This is a genomic window from Paenibacillus yanchengensis (genome assembly GCF_042684845.1).
In the GTDB taxonomy this organism is placed as follows: Bacteria; Bacillota; Bacilli; order Paenibacillales; family Paenibacillaceae; genus Pristimantibacillus; species Pristimantibacillus yanchengensis.
In genome coordinates, this window is sequence record NZ_JBHUMH010000041.1 from 1 (window position 1) to 13,803 (window position 13,803).

Annotated in this window: 14 protein-coding genes and 3 pseudogenes; 14 read left to right on the forward strand and 3 right to left on the reverse strand. The window is 33.6% G+C overall.

Annotated elements, in window-relative coordinates:
• Positions 1–279: 279 nt before the first annotated feature.
• The 7 genes and pseudogenes from ACFSTH_RS11680 (at position 280) to ACFSTH_RS11710 (ending at position 6,286) form a co-directional block, all read left to right on the forward strand.
• Positions 280–1,409: pseudogene (locus ACFSTH_RS11680) on the forward strand (IS3 family transposase).
• A 322-nt stretch (positions 1,410–1,731) separates the two neighbouring features.
• Entirely contained in the window at positions 1,732–2,595 is an 864-nt protein-coding gene (locus ACFSTH_RS11685; protein WP_377775771.1) for a sce7726 family protein, read from the forward strand.
• Positions 2,570–3,517, forward strand: coding sequence for a sce7725 family protein (locus tag ACFSTH_RS11690; RefSeq protein ID WP_377775773.1), 948 nt, complete (start codon positions 2,570–2,572; stop codon positions 3,515–3,517). Before ACFSTH_RS11685 ends, ACFSTH_RS11690 begins: the two co-directional genes overlap by 26 nt.
• Positions 3,514–4,605, forward strand: coding sequence for an RES domain-containing protein (locus ACFSTH_RS11695; RefSeq protein WP_377775775.1), 1,092 nt, complete (start codon positions 3,514–3,516; stop codon positions 4,603–4,605). The genes ACFSTH_RS11690 and ACFSTH_RS11695 overlap by 4 nt, the downstream gene beginning before the upstream one ends.
• Before the next feature lie 170 nt (positions 4,606–4,775).
• Positions 4,776–4,979: pseudogene (locus ACFSTH_RS11700) on the forward strand (GMP synthase (glutamine-hydrolyzing)); the annotation flags it as partial.
• 159 nt (positions 4,980–5,138) lie between these two features.
• Positions 5,139–6,107: pseudogene (locus ACFSTH_RS11705) on the forward strand (tyrosine-type recombinase/integrase).
• Positions 6,104–6,286, forward strand: coding sequence for a hypothetical protein (locus ACFSTH_RS11710; RefSeq protein ID WP_377775777.1), 183 nt, complete (start codon positions 6,104–6,106; stop codon positions 6,284–6,286). The pseudogene ACFSTH_RS11705 and the gene ACFSTH_RS11710 overlap by 4 nt, the downstream one beginning before the upstream one ends.
• 102 nt (positions 6,287–6,388) lie before the next feature.
• On the opposite strand, the gene ACFSTH_RS11715 is transcribed toward ACFSTH_RS11710, so the two are convergent.
• A complete protein-coding gene (locus ACFSTH_RS11715; protein WP_377775779.1) occupies positions 6,389–6,688 on the reverse strand; it encodes a helix-turn-helix domain-containing protein in 300 nt (99 codons plus the stop codon).
• Between the two features lie 411 nt (positions 6,689–7,099).
• On the opposite strand from ACFSTH_RS11715, the gene ACFSTH_RS11720 reads away from it, so the two are divergent.
• From ACFSTH_RS11720 to ACFSTH_RS11750, 7 genes are all read left to right on the forward strand, one after another.
• A complete protein-coding gene (locus tag ACFSTH_RS11720) occupies positions 7,100–7,465 on the forward strand; it encodes a hypothetical protein (protein WP_377775781.1) in 366 nt (121 codons plus the stop codon).
• Between the two features lie 13 nt (positions 7,466–7,478).
• Positions 7,479–7,769 (forward strand): hypothetical protein, encoded by a 291-nt coding sequence (locus ACFSTH_RS11725; RefSeq protein WP_377775783.1) that lies wholly within the window; start codon positions 7,479–7,481, stop codon positions 7,767–7,769.
• A gap of 291 nt (positions 7,770–8,060) precedes the next feature.
• Positions 8,061–8,498, forward strand: a complete 438-nt coding sequence (locus tag ACFSTH_RS11730; RefSeq protein ID WP_377775785.1) for a hypothetical protein — start codon at positions 8,061–8,063, stop codon at positions 8,496–8,498.
• Between the two features lie 178 nt (positions 8,499–8,676).
• Entirely contained in the window at positions 8,677–9,543 is an 867-nt protein-coding gene (locus ACFSTH_RS11735; protein ID WP_377775787.1) for a hypothetical protein, read from the forward strand.
• A 146-nt stretch (positions 9,544–9,689) separates the two neighbouring features.
• A complete protein-coding gene (locus ACFSTH_RS11740) occupies positions 9,690–10,823 on the forward strand; it encodes a hypothetical protein (RefSeq protein WP_377775789.1) in 1,134 nt (377 codons plus the stop codon).
• A gap of 90 nt (positions 10,824–10,913) precedes the next feature.
• Positions 10,914–11,102, forward strand: coding sequence for a DUF5659 domain-containing protein (locus ACFSTH_RS11745; protein ID WP_377775791.1), 189 nt, complete (start codon positions 10,914–10,916; stop codon positions 11,100–11,102).
• Between the two features lie 15 nt (positions 11,103–11,117).
• Positions 11,118–12,623 carry a hypothetical protein gene (locus ACFSTH_RS11750; RefSeq protein WP_377775793.1) on the forward strand — a complete coding sequence of 502 codons (1,506 nt, stop codon included), beginning with the start codon at positions 11,118–11,120 and terminating at the stop codon, positions 12,621–12,623.
• 355 nt (positions 12,624–12,978) lie between these two features.
• Here ACFSTH_RS11750 and ACFSTH_RS11755 read toward each other — a convergent pair whose 3' ends face one another.
• Together ACFSTH_RS11755 and ACFSTH_RS11760 are read right to left on the reverse strand one after the other, a co-directional pair.
• Positions 12,979–13,470: a hypothetical protein gene (locus ACFSTH_RS11755; protein ID WP_377775795.1), complete on the reverse strand. Its 492-nt coding sequence runs from the start codon at positions 13,468–13,470 to the stop codon at positions 12,979–12,981.
• A gap of 224 nt (positions 13,471–13,694) precedes the next feature.
• Positions 13,695–13,803: IS3 family transposase (locus tag ACFSTH_RS11760; RefSeq protein WP_377793624.1), on the reverse strand; the 109-nt coding region annotated here is incomplete at its 5' end.

Below are 13,803 nucleotides of genomic sequence, written 5' to 3' on the forward strand. Positions count from 1 at the left end.
ATATTGAGTCATGATGAATCCCTCCATTGAATGTCGTCTCGACAACTTCATTCTAAAGGAAATAATTCATCATGGCTCTTCTTATTTTCTTCCAGATGCATTTTACACAATTATATGGACTTTACTAAAAAAGAGCAGTTACTAGTAAAGTTATTTCTTCATTATAACAAAACTCCTTTTGTATTTGTGATAACTTACCAGTGGATCGGCTACACTAAGTTAGACAACTCTTATAAGGGACAGTAAAATAAAAGTAATAACCCTTAGGAGCGATGGACGATGAGAAGAGAGCGTCGAATATATACAGCTGAATTCAAACTACAAATGGTAAAACTCTTTACAAACGGCAAGTCACGAGCAGATATTGCTAGAGAGTATGAAATTACACCCTCTGCATTAGATCGTTGGATAAAGAATCATCAAGAAACGGGATCCTTTAAAGCAGAAGATAATTGTTCAGAAGAAGAAAACGAATTAGCTCGATTGCTTAAGGAAAATAAACGTTTGCTTATGGAGAACGATATTTTAAAGCAAGCAGCGCTGATCATGGGACGAAAATAGATGTGATTCAGAGTAATGCCCACAAATATTCGGTATCAGCAATGTGTGATGTCCTACAAATCGCAAGAAGTACGTACTATTACCACATCACTAAACGTGAAGATGATGACAGACAAGCAGAAGAAGCAGATTTACAAGAACGAATCTATCGGATTTTCAAGCAAAGTCGTGATAATTATGGTACTCGCACAATAAAGAAAGAGTTAGAGAAATACGGAAAGATCGTTTCTAGACGTCGTATTGGTAAGCTGATGAAAGACTTAGATCTTGTCTCCAATTACACCGTCGCTTATTATAAACCCCAAAGGAAACAAAGTAACGAAGCGAAAATTGCCAATGTTTTAAATCGGGCATTTCAACAAGAAAAACAATGAAAGGTATTAGTTAGTGATTTGACCTACGTACGTGTGGGGAAAAAGTGGCACTACGTATGCTTATTTGTTGATCTCTTTAACCGAGAAATAGTAGGTAGAAGTGCTGGACCACACAAAGATGCAAATCTTGTTTATCAAGCTTTAAGCAGCATTGCGGGTAATTTAGCGACCGTACAACTATTCCATACAGATCGTGGCTCAGAATTTGATAATCAACTGATGCGAGAAACAACAGAAACGTTTGGTATAGAACGTTCCTTGAGTGCCAAAGGATGTCCTTATGATAATGCTGTGACAGAGGCAACGTTTAAAAGCTTCAAAATGGCATTTGTCTATCAACATACCATTCACACCCTAGAGCAGTTGAACTTAACCATGTGGGATCATGTCCATTGGTATAATTATATCCGGACGCATCAATCCTTAGGTTATGTAACACCCGTTGAATTCAAACGATTGTATGGCTCGGTCTAGTTCATAGTTCCATTTAGCAGGACTTACTTCATTTCGAGAAGCTGTATCTACTACTGCTGAAGAACTGTAATCCATTTTAAATGAATGATCTGAAAGAAGAGTTTTGAAACAACAAGGTCTCATACAAAATTACAGCCCTTATAATAATTGTTTAAGTCGGTGTTGACATTCCACCAAAAAACAATCAAAGTAATTGATTGCTTATCATTCCAAGTTTTCACGCCTTTATCATGCTATATTATAGATGGAAATGAGGCTATGTAAAGTTAAAAGAGAAAATGAGAAAATAGATGGTAAATATATTCTGAATAATAGGGTGTACATGATGGAAAAAGAGAGTAAAGTAAATGTGAATTACAATTATTTAAATAGATTTTTTACAAAAAAATATTTAATTGACAAAATTCATTCCGAAGAATTCGTATCTGATTTATTCATAAAAGAGTTGGAAAAAAATTATAAATTGTTAAATTCGGAATATCGTAACGAGTTTTTCTATAAAAGCATACTATTTAATAAATACATTATAGGAAAATATAGTTTAAAAACTTCCACTGCACTTAGTGAAATTATTATTGATAACTCAAAGGCTGATTTTATTGTGTTAAATCATTCAAACGGTTTTGTATTTGAAATAAAAACTGAGTTAGACAATTTTGATAGGTTAATATATCAGTTGAATGACTACTATAAAGTTTTTAGTATGGTAAACGTTGTGACTTCAGAAAAAAACTACTACCCAGTCTACAAATTACTTAAGGAAACGAATCCTAATGTCGGAATAATTGTTCTGACTAAGAACAAAAGATTAAGTGTGAGGAAAACACCTAAAAGAGATGATATGGCACTGAACCATGAAGCCTTATTTAAATTGCTGCGGAAAAACGAATATGAAAAAATCATCTCGTATAAGTTTGGTTTTATTCCTGATGTAAAACCAGTACATTTTTTTAGAACATTATTAGAACTATTTAAACAAATTGACATTATAGAAGCGCAAACACTAGTTTTTAAAGAGTTAAATAAAAGAGGAAAATCTGGTACAATTGAGATAATTAAGTATTTACCAGAATCAATAAGGTGGTTGGTGTATTCAGGAAAATATAATGAACAAACATTGCACTTTATTTGCGAGAAACTTAATCTAAGGAGTGATATGAATGTACTACCCAATAATAAGAGGTAGACAGTATGATTTACTTGCTATTAGAGAATTGGCGGTTAATGAAAGATTGAGTCGACATATAACTCCAATTATTGAACCAATTAAACTAAATTCTACGCTAATCTCTACTTTAAGTGAAATTAAAAATGCTCAAAACAGTGCCGTAGTTATTTCAAACCCTAAAGTGGGTTCATTTATGGGAGAGTTAGAGATTGAGGATATTAAACATAAGTTCATAGAGCTCACAAAAGAAAATAATGTTACTATTGCACACCACTTCAATAAAAATTCTGTGGAACAAATACGTGACATAATTGAATCCTATGAAGTTGAATTAAATGATATTGTAGTTGTACATAGTGAAAAAAAATTTGTTAATTTTTACAATGATATATTTGAGGAAGAAACTCCAAAACTAAATTTGATTCCATTAGATAATGCTTTCAGGAGGCAATTAAACGGGAAAAATCTAGTTGGATTAGATGACAAGTTCAACAAATTATTAAGGAATGCGGATTATTTAGATAATGAAAATGAGTTTTTTTCAGAAGAGCATCTGTTCTTTGCAGAGGAAGGGTATATTGGATTTTCTGATTATTCTGTAGTAGGAGCAGAATTTAATGAAGGTGGATTTGCTCCTTATGCTGTGGCAATTCATATTGCGTACCCAAACGAAGAAAACGCATTAGAAATAATGCATTTTGTTTCAGATTCCAATAGGGATACTAGCGACCCTGCGGGTAAATTTTCTGAAGCGCTGGATAAGTTAATAAAATGGTACGTGGATTATTCGGATAATGATTACATGAATACTTTAGCTATGCAGATATTTAAGAGACATCATAACGAAGGTACTTACCCAGGTTTACCTACATTAAAAAAATTATCGATAATGCATCATTTGGAATTAGTGGGTAATATCTTGGAGGGGCGTTTGAGATGAATTGCTGTGAAAAATGTTTTACTTCTCAAGAGCTAAAAAGTATCATTAAAAGTTTGAATAGGATTGATAATTGTAACTTTTGTGTAAGTACTCAAGTACATGTCTATGATTTGCATAGTGATTCTGGGATTGATGAATTGTTTAATGGAATTTTAAGTATCTTTAAACCAGCATCAGAGTTATTACCATATGGATACTCACGGTATCAGTTGTTTAGCATAAAAGATGAATTCGAGAAGAAGTGGAATATTTTTAATGGATTTAATAGTCATAAAATACATAGATTTTTAGTTGAACTATTAAACAATAAATTTTCTGATAAAATTCTATTACTAGATAATCAAGTCGGTATTTTGGAGTGGATGAATGATAAATACCTAAACGGAAATTCAGTTTTAAAGGGAAAAACATGGAGTGAATTTGTTGATTACATAAAACATGAGAATAGATTTCATACAAATCATGTAAATTATGATGTGTTAAAAGGTTATTTATCGAGTATTACAATAACTTTAGAAGCGGAAACTTTCTTTCGTGCTAGGATTTCAAATAGTGTAGAATTAACTCATGAAAAAATGGGAGCGCCACCAAAAGAAATAGCAACTGCTGGGCGGGCAAATTCTGAAGGCATCAGTCATTTATATTTAGCAAGTGACACATCAACCGCGGTAAGTGAAATAAGACCAAGTAAAAGTGATTCTATTTATGTGGGTAGATTTCCACTAACATCAAGTATCAAGGTAATTGATTTTAGGTTATTGAAAAATTTGGATGTGTTTATCTTTCAAGACCCTGTTAGGTATGCTATAAATTTAGAAACCTTCAACGAAATGAATAAGGCGATTTCCAAACCAGTTAGAAGTGGCGATAGTAAGTTGGATTATTTGCCTACTCAATTTATTGTGGACTTTATCAAGAGTCTTAATGAAACTGAAGGGGCAGGATATGAAGGTATTATTTTTGAGAGCACGTTAAGTACAAGTGGGTATAATTTAATGATTTTTAATCCTGCTATTGTTAATTGTGTACGTATTGAAAAGCACAGAGTAGAATCACTAAATTATGCAACTGTTCCAATGCATACATGAATAATAGACTGTTGCTTCAAATAAAAAACCTCTGAATACAATCGGGAAAAAACCAATTGTATTCAAAGGTTTTTACATTTTTCAGCTTGAAATCGCTGTTCTAACCCGCTACAGTTGATACATAAAAATAGCACAATAGACAGACATATAATGACCGTGAATTGAAGCAGGTTATGGGCGATGCTCGTACGTATTCCTACACGGTAGGTATCCGCTCAGTAACTTCAATCGACGGTATGACAGCTGACTGGGCGCGTATCCCTTGGGATGTTCTTGAAAAAATCTCCGTTCGTATCGTAAACGAAGTAGACAACGTTAACCGTATTGTTTACGAAGTAACTTCGAAACCGCCTGCAACAATTGAATGGGAGTAGCCTTGTAAAATTTCACATCTCAAATATACTCTAAGCCTTGTTGTATAAGAGTTTTCGATGATGATGGCAAGGAAAATCGATGTGTACCTGCAACAATTGGATGATAGAAATTACTCTCTTTTATTTGCGTTATTTAGCAAATGGAAGGGAGTTTTTTGTATGACCAAAATTAATGAGTTAATCGAAGATTTCAAATTGAATCAAGAAATTTTAAGTAGGAAAAAAGAGTATATTGAAATTTGTTTGTATCGATTGCACAGATGGGAAAGGTTTATGCTTAATATGCAGGGTGTTACTGAAGTTGAGGAAGTGACACAGCTCCATATAAAAAAGTATATACAAGAGCGCCAACGAATAGGCAAAGAGGTCAATAGGACGATAAACAATAACATTGCGACCTTGAAGGTGTTTTTCCAGTACCTTGTTGATGAGGAGTTTATTGATGAGCAGGATAATCCAATGCGAAGGATAAAAAATCTAAAGGAAGAAAAGAAGGTAATAGTTACGTTTAACGACAGTGAAGTTTCACGTATTATAAATGACTTGAAAGAGGAGACTTACTCAAACATTCGTGACAAGCTTATTCTCATTATGCTTTTTGATACGGGTATAAGGGTCTCAGAACTGTGTGACATTAAAAATAATGATATTGCTAGGAGGCATATTCTAATTCATGGAAAGGGTTCTAAACAGCGTCTAGTGTACATTAGCAATATTATGAGAAAGTATATGCGAAGGTAAGAGAATATGAAGATGGAAAGATTTGTAAAAAGACCAGAGGATGAAATTGAGGATTACTATTTTCTTGACCAAAGTGCAGCAAGGTTGTCACGTTCTCGCATAAATAAAATTTTGAAAGAACATTGCAATAACGTTAGAGTAAGAAAAGAAGTTAGATGTTCACCACATGATTGCCGTCATTATTTTGCACAGAAACAGTTGAAAAATGGAATTGATATCTATAGCTTAAGCCGACTTCTTGGACATTTTGATACGCAAATCACAGCTTCATATTTAAGGGGGTTAGAGCAAGCCGACATATTAGAGATTGGTAGATTGCATAGTCCTTTGAATGAACTGAAGATATCCAAACTGACTTCTAAAAATAATAGAGGTAATCGAACATGAATTTAATAAGAGAAACAAAGGATAATGCAATCTCATTCCATTACCTTATTTGGATCAAGGATGATGAAACTGTTAGTAAGTTATTTGTACTTTCGATACTACCTATGTACATAGACCAGCAATCAAGATTGAAATTGACTGCTTTAGAGTCGAATGTGATGGCATTATTAATTAAGTGAACAAGTCGATGTAAGCATGGAATAAACAGTAGGTAGAAGTTAGACGATGACGATAACCTCCCTCACTTTAATTCGGTTGGGGGAGGTTTGTTGTTTTTGAAATTATTTACTCTTACGATTTATTGCAAACTCGACATATTCTCGTATGTATGCTTTCTCAAAATCATCAAGTTGATCTAGCTTACTTATTAGTATTAATTCCTCTTTGCCTGTTAGGAGCCAATCTACCGAAACATTACCTACATCAGCCAGTTTTAGTAATAGCGAAGCAGAGGGGTTTGAGTTCTGTCCAGATTCTAATTGTGCCACTGTGGTTGAAGTGGTTCCGACAAGTTGTGCAAATTTACTTGCATTGAGATCTAATGATTCTCTAATGAGGAGTATCCTATCTTTTAATTCCATGTGTATTCACCTCTAATTCGATTTAATGCTAGTATGATTACTGTACAGGATTTTTATTTGAAAATCAACTCATTTTTAAAGTTTACTTTACAATTGTAAAGTGAATTGAAAATCGTTTTTAATCACTTTACAATTGTAAAGTGTTTGTGTTACAAGGGTTTAATGGGTTGATAAACGTGAAACGAAATGTTATTAAAAACCATTTTAAATAAAGTTGACTTTCGATTTACGTTGGTGATATGATGTGTTCAGAAAAGAAAAATCCAACTTGAGAAGGGAGACGGAGAATGAATAGAATTCAAATAACTACACACGTAAGGTTCAAGAGGCGAGGTATAAGGAAGAAGTATGGATGTTCACCAACCTTAGTATTGATTTAAAAAAACAATCAGAAATTAGGAGGAAACAATAATGACAACAACAACTATCGAAGCAATAAAAAAAATCAATCTTCGCAATCGTTTAGCTATCCAATCTGCAATGCAACCAACTGTGAGCCTACAAGGAGTGTCATATGACAACATTAGCCAGCTTCACGCTTGTTTAGAAGCTGCTCAGACAAGCAAGGGAGATTTTATTGAGCTACTTTTTGAATTCGATCAACAAGGGGAAATAAACGAGCATGAACCTAATGTGCCATGGCTCGCTGAGATAGTTAGTAGCCAATACTGGAGTCAAGAGGTGAATGAGCGGTTCTGGCAGGCTTGGGACGGCTCATTCGATTCGATGCATAGAACAGCCAATGCTGTAATGGACGAGTTTCACATTTTAATGTAGAGAGGGGCTTACTATGTTTACCTGTAATAAATGCGGTAGTGTCTACCTAAGACGCTCAGAAGCGTTAGACTGCGCCTCTCAGGCAATAGAGACACCAGTAATAGAAGTAGGGGCAACACTAATAGATTCGTCATATGATGTGGATACGGTTGTCAGATGCTATGCTATCAATCCGAGAGGGCATGAGATTGTTTATGATTTCGAATGGCAGCAGTCAGATGCAGGGGAATATGGACATCTTTATACAGTTTATGGTAATGAGGGGTTAGACTTTTTCTATGATGAACAAAAAAGAAGCGATTAATTCATATCCTTACTCCTCTGTAAATTCTATTAAACTATTTTCGCAATAGCTTGACTTTTCAAAGAAAAAAATGGTAATTTTAGGACATGTAATTAAACACAAATAAGACCTATTTTTACAGGTCAAAAAGGTGTTGATGCGATTAAGTTGTGAAATTTTATTATAAGGAATCTTCCAGCGATTCCCATAATCCACTCATAACATAGGTTATGTGTACATTATATAAAATAATGGGAGAAAACGCAAGGCTTTAGATACAAAAACTATGAAAAATTAGGAGGAATAATATTAATGACAAATCAAACTACGACAATTGAAGAGGTAGCACAGGAAAGAGAAACTTATAAGTTAGCATTTCAAACGGTAATGAAATATTTAGATGGGTACAGTAAAGAAAATGATGATGGTAGTATCTTGCTGGGACTAACTTTTTTTGCAACCGATGAGCTCAGTGAGGTTGACATTGATGCTTTCATGTTGATCGAGGAAGGGTTCAATGACGAGGAAGAAGATGTTCTCGAATCTAATTTCAACACGACACGAATGAATATTAGGAATGAAGTGAAAGTCATAGAATCTACTATTGAAATGATGGCTCACTATGCCATTCAAGTAGGAAAAGAGAGTATCAAAGCCAATGAACCTGATGTTGAAAATTATTTTGATTATATTGTTGAACCGCAGGAATATACCGATGCCTACATTATAGCGGATGGTTGCCATCATTAGATATTGTAAAAGAGTTTCTTGGAAACTTTTATGATGAAGAGGAAGTTCGGGCAATTATGATTGGATATACGAACAACTAGATAATACGTAATCATTTAAATAAGTAGTAGAAGTAAAATTCCACGCTATTAGCGTGTTTACATAGATGGTTCAAACATTATAGTAGGAGGATGATAAATTGAGTAAAGTTAACAACAATAAAAAAAATGGACGTGTGGGTAGACCGAGACTCGTATCAGAGGACGAAATTTTAGATTGGAAAAATGAACATGGCGAAAGATTTGACGATCCTAGAGCAATCAAATTTGTTCAAAATTTACTTCAGAAAAACATTATTAATAACCATGAAATTGTGGCTGCGCATTTATTATATGATTCATCCGTTAGCAGGATCAACGCATGTAAGTATAAAAAGGGTGTCTATGCAGATGTAAGATGTGATTGGGATAATCCTGAGCTGATGACATTAGATATTATAACTAAAAAAACTGACATGTGGGCTAACTGGATTACACAGACTTTTTATTATGAGAGAACGGATGAATACGGCGATAGACCATCTGTCGACAGAGTTGGTGAAAATACTGGTTATACATTAGAAAACTTGCAGATGTTGTCAATATCCGAAAATGTGTTTAAAGCAATGGCAAAGCCACATTATATATTTAATGTTACAAACTATGTGATGCAGATTCCTAGTCAAACCCCATCAATGGTTATTAGATTTGAAACGAAACAAGAAGCGGTAGAATCAATTGGTCTGAAATTTAAGGGCGACACAGGCAGGTTCTATTTAAATGGGGATCAAGCATATCTAATCCAATCAGAGGCTGTTACAAAGGGTGAAATAGAATTAGAAGAATATGAGGACGAAGATGAGGCTACATGGTACAAAGGTTCGTTTTTAGCAGAGTCTGTCACAGATCAACACGGGAAGCGTTATTCTGTGACGAGGTCATTTATATTTCCTCAAGTTGTCATTGTCCTAAAACCAAAAGATATCGATGCTGAGAACACCGATTCTTTTGATTCTAGCTATGTATAGATTTATATCTACTAAGATATTAAATTCGACATAGCTGGATAATTTCCTGCCTCATCAATGAATATTATTACATAAACTAAATCTGGAGCAGGATAAGCAATATCTTTCCTGCTCCAGAGCACAATAAATAAAGGAGAAGTTAATTAATGAGTAAATGTGTTTCAGCTTATAAATTCAATAAAAATCAAATGATAGTTGCAGCAGATAGTAGAGCATCGTATGAGCATGAGGGGAAAAAATACACTATACATGATAGAGCGAAAAAGTTGCAAGTCGTACATAATAAGTTGATCTTTATATGTGGTACACAGGTTATATGTCAAAAAGCAATTGATTACTTTACGCAAAGTGCGGATGGTAGTATATCATCATTTCGCAACATAGCGAAACGAGTAGTCAAAAACGAATGTGATAATGCAGGTATTAAAGATGGTACAGGTATGTATCTTTGTAATTTCACGGTTTTTACATTCGATAAACAAATGAATAAACCTGTGGCTTACAACTTTCATAGCGAGCGACATTATAATGGTGATGCACCTTTTACAATAAGGAGTTTTACAGATTATACTCATTGGATTAATGGTAGATCGCATACAAAGCCAGATGAGTATTTACAAGCGAATATCAATAAAACAAACCATAAAGTAAGTTTGATTAAAAAAGTATTTGATATGTCAACAGATTACGGGGTTGGTGGTCAGTTAAGTGTTTACACTGTTGGCAAAGACGGCATCAAACTGATTAAAAAATATAATTTATCGGATGAAGGTAAGTCTATTGAGTGGATGGATGAGCAAAAAGTAATTGAGTCTATCGGGCAATTCGATTGGGGAAATGGAAAAGTTTTAAGTGATCCTTTAGCTGTGAATGCTAATAATAAAGCAAATGACGCATATGTGTTGGCTGGCGATGCTGAAAGAATATCTAAAATGATAGCCAACGGAACGTATACACAAGGCTCATTTATTAGCGGCACTATGATATCATCACCTTTGATTATGGGTGCAATTATTGAAGGTGGACAAATTAGATCACATACTACAATAAATGTAGGGACAGATTTGAGTGTAGGCGACAATATTTATTTAAGTAATGGAACTAGCGGAAAGCAGTCAATTGTATCAGGTGGAAACGGAAATATTACATTTGGTAGAAGCAGAATGGAGATAGCCGCAAATAATGCACTGAATATAGATACGGGTGCTGTGTATATCAGAGACGAAAAAATAGCAACGGAAAAATATGTTGATGATAAGTCAATTGCTAGATTTGGGTAAAATGTAAACATTGAAGCGGGAGATGGCATGTCAAATTGATTTACTGTTCTCCCGCTTCAAATTTTTAGTAATAAAGGAGAATGATATTTTATGAGACTACATGATACTGATTATTTTTATTGTTATGATATGAAATTATTCGATTATTTATCTAATATAGGCTTTCGATTTATTACAAAGGCTAGAAACATTAATGATAATCGTATTTTTAGCTTGTTTGAACGGACAAATGAATTAGAAATGTACTTGGATAAATGGATGGAATTAAAAACGATGTAGGAAGGAAATGTAAACTTGTATATAAGCGAAAAAATAAAAGATGAATATAAGCATTGGAAACAAGGGGATATCATTTTTATTGACGCAGGAACTGGTTCAGGCAAAAGTCATTTTATAAGAAATGAGTTATCTGATTTTGCCGAATCTAATTTTGATCAAATATTACTACTAGTTAACAGAATTGAGTTAAAAAAACAAATTGATGCTTTATTAGAGAGCCAAAATAACAAGGCAATTAAAACCATAACCTATCAGACAATCGAACATAATAAAGAATTTGATTTCAGACCATATAAATATATTGTTTGTGATGAATGTCATTATTTTACTGAAGACAGCCCATTTAATTTCGAAAGTGATGTTTCTCTAAAGTTGATTAAAGGGTTAAATGATCATATTCGTGTATTTATGAGTGCTACAGGTGGTACAATCTTTAATCATTTAGAAATAACTAGAAAAATAAAGCCGTACAAATACAGGATAAAACGTGATTTTAGCAATATTCTATCTTTATCATTCTACAATTACAAAGAATCTACAGAACCAGTTGAACGATTTATTAAAGAGCAGTTTTCTAACTCTACAGATAAAATAATATGGTTTTGTAGATCCCTTGAACAAGCTGAAAAGCTGCATAATAAATATTCTGATTCTTCTTTTATGTGTAGTAGAAGCCAAAAAGGATATATTCATTTAATAACTAAAGATATGATTATTGATGATGGTGACAAAATAACCTTTAAAGGGAAATGGCTATTTACAACTAACGTTCTAGATAACGGATTTGATTTCAAAGATGATAACATAAAACTGATTATATGTGATTATCCTGATATAAATTCAGTGTTACAGTGTATTGGACGGAAGCGTAAGCTTCACGACAAGGACAATGTTCATATCGTGTTAGCTGATCATAACAATCAAGCAATTTCTGGTTTTGTAAGGGATCGAAAGGAAGCATTGAAACAAGCTCAATATATCATTGATGGAAAACTTGGTGAGTATTTTAAAATAGCTGGAAAGTTTAGTGACAAGTCTAAATATATCGTTATGGATGTACTCGAGTCTGACGGTAAAGATTATCATAAAAAAGTTTCATATCCTAAGTTTTTAAAAGTGAAATCAGATTATGAAATGTATTCTCACATTCAGTCCGACCAAGCAGACTTAAACAAATTTAGAGTATTGAACGGTGAGAAAAAAAGGAATGACGGATTTAAACAGTACATTTCTGCCGAGCTTAAGCAAGCAAAGTTTTATGACTTAGATGAAATATACGGCAGATATAACTTATCAGAGTATCTTGCCGAGTTGGTAGACATAAAATTATTTAAAGCCGAACAAAAAGATTTGATTAATAGAATTGATTATAGGGCAGATGGTAAACAGTTTAAAAGTTATAGTGCACTTAATGACGCATTAAAACAATTGAAATTAAATTATGTAATCAGTAGCAGGGTTGAAACTAAAGGAGAAAACAGAAACAAGCGGTACTGGATCATAAATAAAATTACTGACTGATATATAATAATGCGTCAAAAACGGCGACAAGCTAGTATATAAGCTTTACGCTAATTTTGACGCAAAAATAAAAAGAAAGTGTTCATATAGCGCCAGCAAGGGGCTTTGGGGGAATGAATGGCAAAGGAACAAACGGTTTTTGTTTGTGACGGTCATTCCCCCAAGGTCTTTATCTCTTCACTTTAATTTAACAGACAAGATCAAAAGATGCACGAGTGCGACCCTTAAAGATTACGGCTGACTATCGTCATCCTTAAATCTTCAACTGCTCTTATCGTGAGCAATCGCCAAGCCCCAAGGCGCTTCGCTTCTTGGTCATTTGGGCGTTGCGCTATTTGTAAGTATTATGCTCTCGCTATATAATCTCCTTTTTAATAGTCTTGTCATGTAGATAATCTCTTTTACGGATCAATATATGATCTGATTCATTACTAAATGATATCTCAGGGCTGATAATTATTTCACTCTCAGATATTGACTTGTGAATATAATATTTTACTTGATCTTCTTCTATGAAGTATCTTACTTTCTTTATTCTAAATAAGATTATTAGTTGATAAACCATCCATAAAAACAATGATGAAAAAAAGATCATTACTAGAAAAAAGGCAATGGCAGATTCTACTTTAGCATTACTGTTAGCGAAAATGTAGATAGATGTTGCCGCTAGACTAAATAAAAAGACAATCATAAACGCTTCCATGAAAGTGGTTGAAGTTTTTTTATAATCTGTCAGCAGTGTTTTCTCTATCCTTGTAATTTTTGAAATACTAACGAGTTTTAAAATGGCAGTAGTAATTGTAACAATTGCTAGGGTTGCACTAGAAAGTTGTATAACAGTTTCCATTCGTAGTCCTCCTATGAGAGATTATACTGGGTATCTACGATGCTGAAGAGATTATGTTTCAAATTGAATGCTTTATGTAGAGGGAATTTTAAAGGATGTTGAACATACATTATGTAAATGTGATGGAAACGATAGAGTCATGAGGGATTTGTATAGTTAGCTTAAGCTGCATCAAATGATGAAAATAATACATCAAAATGATTGTGTGGATTGTCAACAGTAAATCAGACAACTTTTTTAAGGGCTTCTTGGCGATACTGAACAGGCGTCAAATAGCCTAAGGTTCCATGGATGCGATGCTTGTTGAACCAGTTCACATAATCATATAATTCC